Source organism: Reinekea sp. G2M2-21, assembly GCF_015687175.1.
GTDB lineage: Bacteria > Pseudomonadota > Gammaproteobacteria > Pseudomonadales > Natronospirillaceae > Reinekea.
Window position 1 is genome coordinate 125,985 of sequence record NZ_JADPQG010000005.1, and the last position, 14,638, is coordinate 140,622.

The following is a 14,638-nucleotide window of genomic DNA, read 5'->3' on the forward strand; positions in this document are numbered from 1 at the left end:
GCCGACCTGAACGCTCGCCCGTTCTGCGGCGGTTTTTTTATGGCTGGGTGAAAGTTGAGGGAGTTGGTAAGCGGTCTGGGAGTATCTAATAGAGCCCGGAGCCGACGTTGCAGAAAGGCTAGGCGAGGCTGATGCGGGTCAAGTTTGTCTTGCGAATCAAATTGACAGGGGTGTTCTAGCCGCGTAGATTGAACAACGTTTGTGCAAGATGCGCCGACAACCTGCAAAAGTGGCCTAAAAGCGAATAGTCCATTTTCGTTAGTTGTTCTGGTAGATTTTAAAAAAGAAATACATCTTGTTTTTCTTTTGTTCAAAATTTGCATTTGTAACAAGCCCTGCTCAACCATGAAGGTTGTTGGCGAAAAAGACTTAAATTTTTCTTGGCTTATGCGAACGTTAAATATGATTGAAGGCGAGATGAATAGTGACTTCTTGTGGGTTCCTTTCTTTGAAGAACTATCCAATGCATTCCTGATGTTCGAGGAACGACAAACAGAGCTAATTGATATTCTGAATAAAGCAGGCGTAGAAAAAGGCTTTGAAGACACAGATAAAGACCGAGAGAAGTTTAGGCTTAGAGAAATCGACCCTTTTTCCGCTTGGGCTCTGATATTAAAGTATGGCGATATTCGAAAAATCGAAATTCTAAGTCGGCTGAAATCCGTATTAGATTTAACGAATAAAGTTCCAGATAGTTTTAGCGGAGTACCCTCTGTACATGCACAGCAGGCATGGTTTTTTCCTTACTCTTACGAACGACCCGAAGATCAAATTCCTATGTTATGGGAATTATTTAAGCAAACTATTGTGGGCAAAGTAGATGGCGGTCTTTTCAAAAAGATCTTGGACTATAAGCTGGTTGCTGTAGCCAAAATTACTGGCGGAATGTTCTGTGCTAATCCATCTAAATATTTACCTATTAACCTTCAGACTAGACCATTTTTAACAAATCTAGGGTTAAGTCATGCGGTATTAAACTTTCATGATTATGAAGAAATTTTAAAAAGTGTTAGTGGGAAGTTCCCTAATAAGCCCTTTTATGAAATATCTTATGAAGCTTGGTTAAGTAGCAGTGATTCGAGTGGATTAGATGAAGATGCAGAGATAGATCTTCTTTCCAATGACAGCAGTGAAAATGACGAGGAATTTTTTTGGCAAACCAACACCTTGCTCGACAGTGATGCTGAAGCTGTAAATGATCTGTTGAATAGAAAAGCATTCTCGAAGTATTTGGCAGGAGAAATAAATGACCTAATGCTTCGAAACTTAGAAGAAAGTAAACCATCAAATAAAAGCACAATATTTAACATTTATGGCGCTTGGGGGTCTGGAAAAACAACATTCGTTAACATGGTTAAGACTGAACTGAAAAGTAAACCTTTAATGTTGGATGGAAATGTACACCAGTGGATGACTGTTGATTTTAATGCATGGAGATGCCAGCACATAAGGCCTGTATGGTGGTCCATACTTAGCCAGCTTTCCTTTCAGCTAAATAGCCAAGTCCAGAACTGTTTATCTAGGATAATGCTGAGAGTTATGGAGTGGTTTTGGAGGTTTCAGATTGGATATGGCCTTTGGATTCTTATACCGCTACTGGCATTATGGATTCTGGTTTCTATGGATTTTGGACAATGGAACGTAGAAAATCTTGGGAAGTTCATATCGCTTATTGCAGGCGGGATAGCTGTTATGGGTTCGCTTGTAGTTGCATTACAAGTATTTTTATATGGAGGGAGTGGGGTTGCAAAGTTATTTCAGACACTACACCGGGATCCTCATATACACGTGGTAGAACATTTCAATAAAGTTCTGAATAGCCACTCTAAACGTCCAGTTCTAGTTTTTATTGACGACCTCGATCGATGTAAATCAGACTACGTTGTAAGCTTGCTAGAGAGTTTACATACTTTGCTAAGTAATCGTCGTGTTTTCTATATTGTCGCCGCAGATAGAGGTTGGATATCAACATGCTTTGATAATATTTATGAAGAGAAAATCTTAAGTCCAGAAAGAACTGTATATTCAAAAGGTTTTCTTTTTTTGGAAAAAATATTTCAACTATCAATTTGCTTGCCGCGTATCAGTTCTGACTTAAAGTCTAGCTATATTGATACACTGCTAGGCGACCAAAAGTCTATTTCAGATAGTGGTTCTGAAAATACGCATGGGGAAATTAAGGCTTACCTAGAAGAAGCCGTTAATGAGGATGAACTGGCGGCAGTTGGTAGTAAGTTGAGAGACAGGGGATATTCTGCTGAAAAAATAGCAGAAGTTTCTACAGAGGTCTCAGGGTCGAAAACATTCAAGCTTGCGAGAAAGCACCGGCTAACCCGGTTCGCTTGTTTAATGGACACTAACCCCAGAAACATCAAACTACTTATTAATGCCTATGGGATATACATAAATTTGTATCGGGTTGGGGGGCAAGTGACATTAACCCCGTCTTTACTTGATCAAATTGCATTATGGGTGATTCTTAATATTAGATTTCCTCGTGTAGCAGAATTTATTGAAAGTGACTTAAGTTCACTAAACTGCATTAGCGATTATTATGCAGGAAACGAAAAAATGGTTGGAGAGACCCCATTTGAGAGTTTACCTAGCGAAATTAAGTTAATGCTTGATAGAAATGATGTGAAACGTGTCATTCTGGGAATAACCGAAGACCAGGATGGCAAAAATACCCAAGTCCAGGGTCTGAACAAGGAAGAATTAAGCAAAATATTTAGTGGCATTTCCGAATGAGTGTTTAGTTTGAAATAACGGCTTGGAATAAGACAATGCGTTTTGAGATCTGAATGCTGTGAAGCTAGGTCTACTCAATGCAAACAGTGACAGTACCCAGGGTAAACCGAGACAGTACCCAGGGTGAACCGGGACGATACCCAGGGTGAACCGGGACGATACCCAGGGTGAACCGGGGCAATACCCAGGGTGAACCGAGACGGTACCCAGGGTGAACCGGGACAGTACCCAGGGTGGAACTGGGAAAAATCGCAGAATGTGGCAGGTCCCGTACCGGTTAAGCAGTGCTTGGCTTATGGTGGTTTAGTATCAAAAGACTGAATGTTCGATGGTTATTGTTATTGGTCATGTAAGCGATTATAAGAGTTTGCTTATATGGCAGCATAAAATTCTGAACAATGTGTGGGCTTAGATTTTACGTCCACTAACGTCGATTGATTGAGGGTACACAATAGGACTATCGAGATATGAGCTTGTTACCTGGGTAGCTCGTAATCTGCGAGGCTTGGATTCGAATCATACCTATGAATTTAACGCCAGTAACATTGACTGTAGGCTGGAACGAAAAACAATTTAATAGTAAGGATATAGGCGAAAATGGAAGGCAATAAACCAATAATAAGACCATTTAGAGCAAATGCCCATCTTCTGAAGTTACTAGGTGATGAACTAATTGGGGATGATCGCCTAGCTGTATTTGAGCTAGTAAAGAATGCATATGATGCGAATGCCACCAGTGTGGATGTGACTTTAAATTTACACGAAGAATATCCCAGTATCATTATTTGGGACCATAAAGGCTTCGGCATGACCGAAGAAGATATTTTAAACAAGTGGATGGAAATTGGCACAGACAGTAAGCGAAGCAAAAATAAAGTCAGAACACCTAAGCTCAATCGACTTCCATTAGGGGAAAAAGGTGTTGGGCGGCTTGCTGTCCATAAACTAGGTAGCCAGTTAACAATACATACTCGAGCCGAAAATTCAGTTGAATATAAAATTTCGATAAATTGGCCAAGACTCATTGAAGACGCTGAGTATATAGAAGATACAAGAGTCTCTATTACACCTTTAAGTGAGCCAGTGTACTTTCAGGATGAAACAGGAACTCGGATTGAAATTGGTGAGTTGAATAATATTCATTGGACTCGCGGTGATCTAAGGCGCTTGAAAAGGCTCCTCACAAGTTTAATATCTCCATTCAAAACTGTATCTGACTTTGATGTCCGGCTCAGTGTACCTGGCCGAGAAAAGGACATATCTGACTTATTGGATGCAGGTGATATCCTCGATAAAGCAATGTGGACTTACGATTTCTTAATCGATGAAAATGCGAATTTTTCATACTCCTATGAGTTTAATCCCCCGCGTATATTCAAAGAACTTGCGAGTTCCGAAATATCTAAAGATGATGTGAAACTTGAACTTTTAAAGCCAACTAAAGAAGAAAATGTTGCCCGGGATGAAACTGTGCGGGAGTCATTGTTGCTTCAGCCTGAAGACTTGAAAGGTATCGGAGGTATTTCCGGAAAGTTCTATGTTTACATAAAAACCGCGACCGTACTGAATGCAGTAGGTTCACCCCAGCTAATTAAGGATTACTTAGCGGAACAATCTGGCTTGCGTGTCTATCGTGATGGTATTCGTGTGTTTAACTATGGAGAATCAAACGATGATTGGCTTGGTCTAAATGCAGGGCGTATTAATTTGCCAGGTTTAAAAATTGATTCGGGCATGGTGATCGGTGGTATTGATCTAGATTTAGAGTGGAGTTACGGATTAAAAGAGAAAACTAACCGTGAAGGTTTTGATGATAATGACACCTTTAAGCGGTTCCGATGGGTGATTACAAGTATTGTTGAAAATTTTCACCTGACCCACCGAGAAGACAGAATAGCTCTAACAGAATATCTAAAGGGTGATACAGAAGATACATCACCTGCAACTGCTAGATTTTCTGAGAGCATTGACGAAATAAAAAAATCAATTAAGAAGCATGGATTAGAAGATGAGATTGGCAACAAGGTAAAGCAGATTGAAACTGACTACCTTCAAATGAGAGAAGTGACTATAAGTTCAGGCATAGCAGGCATAAACCTAGCAGTAATATTTCATGAAGTTGAGCGCGGGGTTGAAGATTTGAATGCTTCCATTCGACAGTCAGATGATTATGAAACCCTTTTAAAAAGGGCTGAGCACTTAGCCGAATTGCTTGAAGGATTCGCTCCTTTGTTACGTAGGAACGAGCACAAGACGTTCAATATAAAGGCGCTTACTCAGAAAATCTCTCGACTAAATCAACACAGGTTTACCCATCATAATGTAGTTCTATCCTGCCCTATTAATACAGATGAAAGCGAATCATTTGAAGTTATTGCCCCGTTTGGTCTTCTTCAAGCAACACTCTCAAATTTAATAGACAATGCAATTCACTGGACGTGTCTGAAAGCGGAAGAGATTGGAAGTGGTTATCAACCAGCAATCAAGATAGATAGCTTGCCAACTTGGTTTAAGGAGGGGCCTGCTCTGGTTGTTATGGATAACGGCCCAGGATTTAGCCTTGCAGCCGAAGAAGCAGTTCAACCTTTTAAAACAACACGTCCAGGCGGTATGGGGGTAGGCTTGTACTATGCAGATAAAGTGATGGAGTCAATAGGTGGAAGCCTTTTGATTTGTAGTCCTGATGATTTGGAACTTCCTGACGCATACCAAGGTGCTGCAGTTGTAATGATATTTAAGAAGGAAATGTGATGTTGGCAAGTTTGCAAGGTGTCGTTTTAATTGACGACACGCAAGAGGATTTGGACGAACTACAGAAAAGTCTATTTCGAGTGGGCTACCCATGCTTACCCATTAAATATGATAATTCTGATCCTGGAAATGTGTCAGGAATAGACCATGTGAACCTTGAACGTGTAAATTCTAGGGTAATTATTACCGACTTGAATTTACAAGAGCTTCAAGTTGATGCTAAGAATTTGGTCGCACCAATTGCAGAGGTACTAAAGACACTGAACCCCTTGGGGCCGTATATTTTATTCTTTTGGTCGAAAAATTCGAGCCAGGTTGAAGGTGTGATGGAGCTTTTAGCGCAAAGGTATTATCAGGAAGTTCCTCTTCCTCTGTATTGGGGGGTGTTAGATAAAGCGGAATTTAAAGGGAATGAATCTAATCTGAGCGAAAAAGTTAAGAGTTTAATTGAAGAGGGAGATATCTTTCATGCAGTATGTAATTGGGAAAATAAAGTAAGTAATGCAGCTCAAGGAACGATCAATTCATTGTATCAGCTAGCAAGACCAAAGCCGGAAGAGGTCACTGGAGACTCATTTTTTAGGTCTAAAGTTAAAGAGAATCTTCAAAATATGCTTGCCATAATTGGAAATGAGACTCTTGGGCAAAAAAATGCTAAGGATACCCCAGGGGTAGCAATAGAATTGGGATTAGAGCCCGTATTACACAATCATCTGCGAGATGCCTACGAGCCAACTGACGGTACAATGTGGGGTATTGCCGTCCCAAATGTTGGTAAAAAGGTAATGATACATGCAGACTTAAAAGCACACCTTAATTCTTTTTATCATATAGATGATTCCTTAGTGGATAATTCGGTTCAAAAGAGAGGGACGTGGGTAGCGCTTTCCCCGGAATATTTTGATGACGCTAAGAAACAGAGTAAGGTGAAAGAAAACTTTGGTAAAGATCTTAAGGTGATCCTTAATGAAGAGTTTCTTAATTGTGCTATTGGTACAAAAGACGAGCGGCAAAAAGTCCGTGAGAGTTTGAAAATAGGGTTTCTAGAATTGTCGGCAGAGTGCGATCAAGCACAGCGGAAGACAAAATTTCATAGGTACTTTCTATCTGTATTGATACCAATAGAGCACATAAGTCATACATATTTTCGTGACAATCAAAGTAATGTTGCACACGCTGGAATCTATCGGCTTCCGCAGCTAATCATTAATGGAAAGGAATACATAGTAAAGGTGAGTTTCATGTACCATATCGGAGTTGTTCCGAGCTCATGTAAGTGGCTAGGGAAAGCGGTTTTCCGACTTAAAGACCAGATTCTTACAGAGATTACTTTTAAAGCATCTCAGCATTCGTCTCGACCTGGTATTGTGAGCTTTAATTGAATAGCGTATTAACAATTGTCCCAATTTGCAGTGCCAAATATGGCGGCACTGCGTTCCCTACTTGGACGTACTGTTCTGTCCTATTGCCAACGAAAAAATAATCGTCTGGGAACGTTTGAATACGTGCTGCTTCCCTGACAGTCAAACTCCTGCACTGATTGGGGTCCGGGTGAATATAGTAATGGCCATCTTTGGATATGTGACTTGTAATTGTCGTGGCCGCATCACATTCAGCCTGGACTCTGAATCTATCGGCGAATTTTCCGGATGAGAAATTGGCATGGTTTGGTATGAGTTCTTTTATGTAGTCATTGGATTTTGGTGTCTTTGAACTCCAGCCTTCCCTTATCGCGACCATTGCCCATGCACTGCAAAATAAATAGCGATAAAGATCGCTGGTTATATGTTTTCGCGTTTCATGATTTGTTATGAAGCCTCCCAAATTGGGCTGATGTATCCATTTATCCAATTCGGTATTACCTGTATTAACAGGGGCTGCAGTTAACCCAAATAGTTTTCCTTGTTGATGCTCTGGTATAACAAACTCCTGAATAATCCGTTCTATCTGTTGTGCTACTAACTTGTGCTTAATGTCTTTTGACTTTTTAAGGGCTGGAAGAACTTTCTTTCTTATGTTCAAGACTTCATTTATCCAGTCTTCCGCTGTATGGTTATTTATTTTTGATAATCCACTGCGTAGGACTGGTAAACCTTTTAAGATATCACCTACAGATATTTCTCGATCTCCTTTCGTCAGAAGTAACGAATCATTCCATTTATGTGCATGGTCTTCGCGGATGCCAAGAATGATAACTCGGTGTCGCCTTTGAGGCACATTATGATGTTCAGAGAATATAATGAAGTCTTGCGGGTTTCGGTCATGTTCCTCAGCATTGTCGTTGGGTGAAACTAAAGAAAACAGTTTGTATTTATGTTTTTTCCTGCGCCCCTCAGGGCGGACGTTGGCTGCCGAACATGGATTCTTTAAATCTCTATATATGCTGTCAAAAATTGGTTGTCCATCTACTTTTGCGGACAACATGCCTCTAACATTTTCCATGACAAATATAGTTGGCTGAAATTTAGCGATGACTTTTAAGTATTCGAGATACAAGTAATTTCGATGATCCTCATTAGCTTTGTAGTCCTTGATGCCCATGTTGCGAGAACGCCCTACTAAAGAATAGGCCTGGCATGGGGGGCCTCCGATTAGAACACAATTATCTTCGCCAATAGCATTCCGGATTTTGGAATAGATCGTCTTATTCTGCTTGCCGAGAGTTAAACATAGGGCTTCAGTTTCAGCTTTCCTTAATTGTTCGGGAAACAATGAGTAAAGCTTTTCATCTGGGGACTTACCTAGCTTTCCTTTCATGAAGTCATAGTATTCTTTGGGCACATTTTTTCCAAATTGCCTATAAAATGCTCTAAGCTTTAGGGTTGCATGAGCACTCTTTTCCTTTTCTATTGAAATGGCTATTTCAAATGCAGTACTACCATCTGGATTTTTACAATTGGAAAATCCTTCACCTAAACCGCCAGGACCAGAGAACAGGTCTATAACTTTAATTGGCATAAATGTAATCGCACAGTTTGAGTAGGTGCGAATGATACCAGGGATGGCCAAAGTTGCTAGGTGTTAAGTGTTTTTATAAGAATCTTAGAAAGATGGTTTATGGTTGATGTTCATGATAAGGGAACTCGTAGTCGAAATATGAGGGCTATCCATCGATCAGGCACTAAGCCTGAGTTGTGGGTAAGGAAATGTCTGTTTGCAGAGGGCTACAGGTATCGCCTTGGCGAACATTATAAGCTGCACAAACGGTACCTCCCTGGTAAGCCCGATTTGGTGTTGCCTAAATATGACTGTGTGATTTTTATACATGGGTGCTTCTGGCATAGGCATTTGTGCAGAGATTTTAAGTGGCCAGGTACAAGAGAGCAGTTTTGGCGGCTTAAGCTGAATAGTAATGCTGAAAGAGATAGAACAAACGTCGAGGAATTGTTGAAAAATGGCTGGCGAGTTTTAGTGATATGGGAATTTGCTATCCGTGGAAAGGGGCGAGTGGGTGAAGAGGATTTTCTGGAAGTAGTGAAGTCTTTCTTGAAAAGCGACAAAAATCTCCTTGAGCTTGAGCCCATGCCTTAAAGTGGATGCAGTGTCATGTCCGCACTGTTTAATGGTTAGTATCTTTATAGTGAGAGTAATCTCCACCGGATACAAACAGTCCTCCGCCTTTGCAACTCCTGTTCGTTAAAAGCTATGGAATTCTCCTTGACAGCAGACCACGCCATGAGTGAGTTCAACAGAATCATCTGTACAAAACCAAAACAGGCTGACCGGTAAGTAGCACAATTCAACGCATGTACTGTGCGGTAATCGCTTCGCCCTGTTGCTCGCGAATGAGCTTCAACGCCGTCCAAAACGCCTCGATGGTTTCGGCATCTTCACTGTAATGCTGCTTGGAAAACACCACATACCAGGGCTGTACCATAAAAGGCAGCGGCAACGTGGTTATTTTGCTGGTTAAACCGAGCTGGTCCACCAAGGTTTGGCCGACCACCGAATCCATCACGAAGCCGTCCAACCGGCCATTGGCGACCAGTGGCAAGGCTTCTTTGGGTTGCAGGCTCACCACAGGGTTAAACCCCATGGTTATTAACCGGCTTTCCGCCACATAACCGGGTACCGATTGCACCAGCGCATCGGCCGGGGTCAATGCAGTGCCATCCCAGGTGAGGGTGGTTTCTCTACCCACAAAAAATACGTATTGGCTTAAATAAACGAAGCGATCATCCGGTTTGCCGTCGGTCATAGGGAAAACGGCCCAGTTCTCCCTGTCTGTGTCGTGTACAAAGACAAACGCACCATCCACCGAACCGTTTTTTAACGATAGCTGGCAGCGCTTCCAGGGGTAGGGTTGGTATTCCACGGTCATATCGACGGCGTTTGCGGCTAGGTTGATGTAATCCATCACAATCCCATTGCCCAGTTCGTGAATCGAACCATTAAACGGCACAATAAAAGGGGGAACGGGCTGGTCTTCATAGCAAAGGGTGTAAGAGGAATCGTGCGCAAACGCCGGTAAAACCGCCGAAAACAGCAAAATGCAGAACAATAGCCTCCGAAAACCCCGATGAATCACACTCTGCCGCCTCATTGCGCGTATTGCTTGGAGTATAGTGGACAATATCAGATGTGTCAGTAGGCTGTTTTTTGACCAAAACTAAAAAAATATCGTTAGTTATCAATTAGTTGTTGACGAGGAAAAAACACATCTATATAGTTCGCCTCCGTTAGCCGGCATAGCTCAGCTGGTAGAGCAACTGACTTGTAATCAGTAGGTCCCGCGTTCGACTCGTGGTGTCGGCACCACTATTTAGAAACCCCCGCAGCCCTCAGGGCGCGGGGGTTTTGCTTTTCTGAAGGGTTAATTTGACTCAGTTTCCAGCGGGTCGTCTGTCCACACAGTGTCCTCGATCAGTGATCAATCTATCAAGTCAAAGAGATTCGGTTTCAAATCTACCGGTAACTGCCTGTCGTCTTTGATTACCAGCGTTCTTCTCCCGTTATTGGGGGTTTCTATCCCGTGCCAGCTCAACTGAGATTAGTCCTTTGCAGGAGCAGGCACCAGTCCTCGTAGCGCCATATCACCACCCCAGCCGTTCGAACAATGAGAGTACCCATAAGGAAATCTTCATCCGTCCTTTTAATAGATCAAAAATTGCCGTTCTTGGACCAAGGTTGAGCTTTTCTTTTTTAGCTCAAAAGGTCCCTTTATCGATTCAAAATTTAGAGCGCTATTGCGGTAACTTAATAGGGCGTGGAGCCACGTTATGGGAATGTGACTGAGAGTTTGAAAACGGTGATATGCAGAAGTATTTGAAATTTTCTGCAAAGTACATGCATTGTCAAAATAATCTGGATTGCTCAGTAAGACACGTCTTGTGAGTCTGATGAACGAAGCTCTTTTGAAGTGAAATGCATTTAAAACTTTAATGAGTAATCCGCATTCTCAGCGTTGGCGCAATTAAATATGAGAATGAGCAGGTGATCATTTGGAATAGTTTTTTACTATCCTAATTGTCTACCTGCTTTTAAAAAAAACTTTCAAATGAAATAAAAAAAACCGCGCCGAAAAACACCAACCAAAAAATTTTTATGACGCCCATCACAAATAATTCACTGCAATAAAATAGAAGTTGCGTGCCTATTCCGTTCGGTGTTTTATACGGTTTGGATTTTTGAATTTAAGGAGGGCGAACGAGGTAAAACAAAAGCAGAAAAACTAAGCGCTACCCAAGAGTGCGGCAAACACTCCGGGGCAGCTAACCAAAATCGATATATAGAGTATCAATAATGGCTAAAGATCATTGTAAGCTAGAGTCCCACTCGGCTAAAGAAAAATTTCAGTCCCAAGACACACTAAGCGCACTCAACAGCGCCGCTCAGAGCCTTTCTGACGCGGAATCGTCTTGCGAACCCCACACCCAATGGCAACCCCAACCCACCCACACAGAAACCCATCTGGCGTATTTGCGCAGCACCCCTTGGTGGCGCTTGCAATTTGCCGTGGTGTGGTTCAGCGGTATTTTTCCGGAATCGGAGCGGCTACGGCCCTGTTCGGTTGACGTGCTCAGCATACAAACGCTCAGTGAGGAACACCCACGGCGTTAAGTAGTTCAGCCTGCACACAACCCAACACATTGCTTTAGCCGCCTTGCTCTGCCTGCGCGCGTCGCAGGCAGGGTTTCTAAAGCATGATAACGATAATCGCGATTCATTCACGCGACCGTTTTACGTGTCGCATACGTGAGGCTCATCATGTATAAAAAAATCAACCTCGACGACGAAGAACTGTTGTTTACCCAACAACACCAAAGTTTGTTTCAAAAACCCAACGCGGTGTTGTTGGATACCGACACAAAAGCCCGCCAATACATAGCAAACACATTCAACCACACACAAAAACCGAGCGTGCACGGCATTATGCTCACCACCACGCAACACCTCATTGAAACCAAAACCCTGCTCGCCGAACCGTTCTCTCTGAAAGCCATAACACCACGGCTCATACTGAATCATGTGATTCAGGCAAACGCCACGCGGCTGATTCTGGTGGTTTGCCACCCAGCGAGTGAATTTACCGCGCGCGATCAGCAGTCGGTAAAGGTCAGTCATTTGAGGCAAGCGTTGTTTGATTATTCGCTGTGGTTGGATGATGTTTTTGTCATCACGCAGGGGAAAGAGGGTGAGCGGGAACGAACGATTACATCGTTAACGGGCTTAGGGTTTGTGTAGTGAGATGGTTTCATTGGAAGGTTCTTTTCAAGGGGTGAACCCCTTGAAACCGTTGCGACGTTTCAATTTAGTCAGCGAATGCAGATGCGAAGAAGAGGCTGAAAGCGCCTTTGTCGACATTGTTTTATACGAAGTTTTGGAGCGACAACAAAGACTAAATTGGGTAAGTAGTTATTTACCACGATGGCGATGCGTGGTGTTTTTTTTTATCCAAGGGGGCAGCCCCCTTGACCCCCCGTTTGTCGCCCGCTTTGGTGGTCTTCCTTAATTGTCACTTTCTTCGAACGGTCGCTTGAGCGTGCGTCCCTGCACGCGCGGCGCTTCCAAGGGCATCCATGCCCTTGAACCCGTTGCGACGTGCCAATTAATTCAGCCAAAGCAGATGCGACGGAATGGCTATTTGCGCCGATGTCGGTAATGGCTTTCGAGTGGTTAGTCAAAAGATTATGTGACAGAAATCGATTTTAGAAATATCCAATAAGATAGCGACTCATGCGGTTGTTCCACCGCCTTTCAAACGACCACGCGAAGCATTTTACGTCTCACAGGTTGTTCAAGCATGGATGCTTGAACAAGTGAGTCGGCCAGCGAAGGCCGTCGCGAACGACCTGTCGAAGACGAAATTGAGAAGTGTGATCAGTCGTTTGTGGCGGCGGCTGGGATTGTTAAGGGCCGAGCCCGAATCGTCGGACCGGTCCGGCCCTTGACGGCGAATATCTCCCAATAAAACCTTGCTACTGTATAACGCGGATGCCGAAAAAATAAGCCAGGTCAGCTTAAGTAAGTACCATTCGGGCAGCTCCTTTGATCCGGCCTTCACCAGAGGTGAAGTCGTTAAAATCGAAACGAAGGCGCTCGAAAATTTCTGCCAGTTATTTGATGACGAACAGACATTCCTGTCATTCAACGTTGCCAAACGCCTCCCCAACCCCCGATAATCCCTTCCTTTGACTGGCACAGTTATGACGTTTCCTCAATCGCCAAGCCCTCAATCGCCAAGCCCTCAATCGCCAAGCCCTCAATCGCCCAGCCCACCGCCGGAGCCGAACCAACCACCAGACTTGTCTGTTCGCAATGTGTTGCCTGCGGTGCTGGTGGCGTTGGTGGGCGTGTTGTTGGTGAGCTATGCGTTAATGGCGCCGATTCGTATTCTGCCCTATGGCGAATCCGCTGCGTCGGAAGATGATGTTGAGTTCTCGGTTAGCACCAATAGTGGTACCGGAAATCGGGTGGATTATGGCGTCGCTTGTGATCGTTCCGGTGTGCGTTGCACGCAGAAGTCTGTGGCGTTGCTCAGTTCCGCGTACATGAGTGACATCAGTTTGTTGGTGTTGCAGCGCGCGTATCAGCGGCGGCCATTTGAAACCCTGTGTTTGAACTCTCCCGGTGGCAGCGTGTTTGCCACCATCGATATGGCGAAATGGGTGCAGGCGCAGGGTATTCAATTGTGTGCGGCGGAAGGGTTTGTGGTGGAGCATCGTACTGGTGTCTTGCCGTTGGGTTGTTATTCCAGTTGCGCGATTTTATTCGCCGCCAGCGAGCGCCGGTTAGGGGTGGGGGCGTTGCCTGTGATCGGCGTACACGATGTGTATTACCAACAGGAGTTTCCACGGTTAAACATCACGGCATTGGCGGAATGCGATCTGTTGTCGTTGGCCATTTCCTACCGCTTGCGCCGGTTGGGTATTCCGTGGGAGACGTTGTCGTTCTTTTTTGCCACGCCCTCGTCAGATATGTACGAGTTAACTCCGACGGATATTGATCATCTGCAGTTATTTACTCAAAGGATTTAACTCTTTCAGCGAAAGGGTATTACTCCGTTCTTACCCTTAACGAGGTGAGTTACCAATCGGTTGTTTAGGCATGTCAGGCAATCCTCAGGGGTTTTGGCGTAGTGCATTGCTATACCCTTGGTAGTGGTTTTTTATACCATCAAAATTTTATAAATATCCACAGGGCTCTTTTGTTACCCTCAGCGCATTCAAATGTATGACTAAGGTCACAACCCAATGAACAATAAACTTCAGCTCATTAAACCATCTACTCCTTTTGTTGGCGCATCATGGGGAGCTTTGGCTATCGGCATTGCCTGTTTTCTACTTGGCTTGTGGAACGCAACTATGCAATTAAACGAAAAGGGGTTTTACCTCGCTGTCCTGCTATTGGGTTTGTATGCAGCTATTTCTATTCAGAAATCGGTCCGTGATAAGGCCGAAGGGATAAACGTCACCGGAATATACATCGTAGTTAGTTGGTTTGCGTTGGCAGCGTCAATTGCATTGTTAATTATTGGGTTGATCAATGCTGATCTCGCACTGAGTGAAAAGGGTTTCTATGGCATCTCATTTATCTTGAGTCTGTTTAGTGTGGTTGTTGTTCAGAAGAACACCCGCGATTCAATCAACTCAGGTGGCGATTCCGCTGTCGAAGATAGCCGCAAAATTAGCCTCTAGTC

General features: G+C 43.6%; 11 protein-coding genes and 1 tRNA gene. 9 read left to right on the top strand and 3 right to left on the bottom strand.

Translation table 11 applies throughout. The features are described 5' to 3' along the window. The first annotated feature begins 201 nt into the window (after positions 1-201). From IYN85_RS26485 to IYN85_RS17830, 3 genes are all read left to right on the top strand, one after another. A complete protein-coding gene (locus tag IYN85_RS26485) occupies positions 202-2,748 on the top strand; it encodes a P-loop NTPase fold protein (protein ID WP_196160287.1) in 2,547 nt (848 codons plus the stop codon). 597 nt (positions 2,749-3,345) lie between these two features. After that, on the top strand, positions 3,346-5,499 hold the full coding sequence (locus tag IYN85_RS17825; RefSeq protein WP_196160288.1) for an ATP-binding protein: 2,154 nt from the start codon (positions 3,346-3,348) through the stop codon (positions 5,497-5,499). Continuing rightward, positions 5,499-6,881 carry a hypothetical protein gene (locus tag IYN85_RS17830; protein ID WP_196160289.1) on the top strand — a complete coding sequence of 461 codons (1,383 nt, stop codon included), beginning with the start codon at positions 5,499-5,501 and terminating at the stop codon, positions 6,879-6,881. The genes IYN85_RS17825 and IYN85_RS17830 overlap by 1 nt, the downstream gene beginning before the upstream one ends. Here the strand turns inward: IYN85_RS17830 and IYN85_RS17835 are convergent. Beyond that, a complete protein-coding gene (locus tag IYN85_RS17835) occupies positions 6,874-8,457 on the bottom strand; it encodes a DNA cytosine methyltransferase (RefSeq protein ID WP_196160290.1) in 1,584 nt (527 codons plus the stop codon). The two genes, IYN85_RS17830 and IYN85_RS17835, sit on opposite strands and share 8 nt — an antisense overlap. A gap of 99 nt (positions 8,458-8,556) precedes the next feature. Between IYN85_RS17835 and IYN85_RS26490 the strand changes: the two genes are divergently transcribed. After that, positions 8,557-9,030, top strand: a complete 474-nt coding sequence (locus IYN85_RS26490; RefSeq protein ID WP_196160291.1) for a DNA mismatch endonuclease Vsr — start codon at positions 8,557-8,559, stop codon at positions 9,028-9,030. 208 nt (positions 9,031-9,238) lie between these two features. On the opposite strand, the gene IYN85_RS17845 is transcribed toward IYN85_RS26490, so the two are convergent. Continuing rightward, positions 9,239-10,027 carry an ABC transporter substrate-binding protein gene (locus IYN85_RS17845; RefSeq protein WP_196160292.1) on the bottom strand — a complete coding sequence of 263 codons (789 nt, stop codon included), beginning with the start codon at positions 10,025-10,027 and terminating at the stop codon, positions 9,239-9,241. A gap of 154 nt (positions 10,028-10,181) precedes the next feature. On the opposite strand from IYN85_RS17845, the gene IYN85_RS17850 reads away from it, so the two are divergent. The 3 genes from IYN85_RS17850 to IYN85_RS17860 all read left to right on the top strand — a co-directional run bounded on the left by IYN85_RS17850 (position 10,182) and on the right by IYN85_RS17860 (position 12,183). After that, positions 10,182-10,257: transfer RNA gene (locus IYN85_RS17850), tRNA-Thr, on the top strand. A 984-nt stretch (positions 10,258-11,241) separates the two neighbouring features. Beyond that, the gene (locus tag IYN85_RS17855) at positions 11,242-11,559 is read left to right on the top strand and encodes a hypothetical protein (RefSeq protein ID WP_196160293.1); all 318 of its coding nucleotides are present in this window, start codon (positions 11,242-11,244) and stop codon (positions 11,557-11,559) included. Between the two features lie 147 nt (positions 11,560-11,706). Continuing rightward, positions 11,707-12,183 carry a JAB domain-containing protein gene (locus IYN85_RS17860; protein ID WP_196160294.1) on the top strand — a complete coding sequence of 159 codons (477 nt, stop codon included), beginning with the start codon at positions 11,707-11,709 and terminating at the stop codon, positions 12,181-12,183. A gap of 553 nt (positions 12,184-12,736) precedes the next feature. Here IYN85_RS17860 and IYN85_RS17865 read toward each other — a convergent pair. Further along, a complete protein-coding gene (locus IYN85_RS17865) occupies positions 12,737-13,099 on the bottom strand; it encodes a hypothetical protein (protein WP_196160295.1) in 363 nt (120 codons plus the stop codon). A gap of 46 nt (positions 13,100-13,145) precedes the next feature. Here IYN85_RS17865 and IYN85_RS17870 point away from each other — a divergent pair, with 46 nt between their 5' ends. Both IYN85_RS17870 and yiaA read left to right on the top strand, forming a co-directional pair. Further along, positions 13,146-13,976, top strand: coding sequence for a hypothetical protein (locus tag IYN85_RS17870; protein WP_196160296.1), 831 nt, complete (start codon positions 13,146-13,148; stop codon positions 13,974-13,976). A gap of 216 nt (positions 13,977-14,192) precedes the next feature. After that, the gene (yiaA, locus tag IYN85_RS17875; protein ID WP_196160297.1) at positions 14,193-14,636 is read left to right on the top strand and encodes an inner membrane protein YiaA; all 444 of its coding nucleotides are present in this window, start codon (positions 14,193-14,195) and stop codon (positions 14,634-14,636) included. The last annotated feature ends 2 nt before the right edge of the window (positions 14,637-14,638 follow it).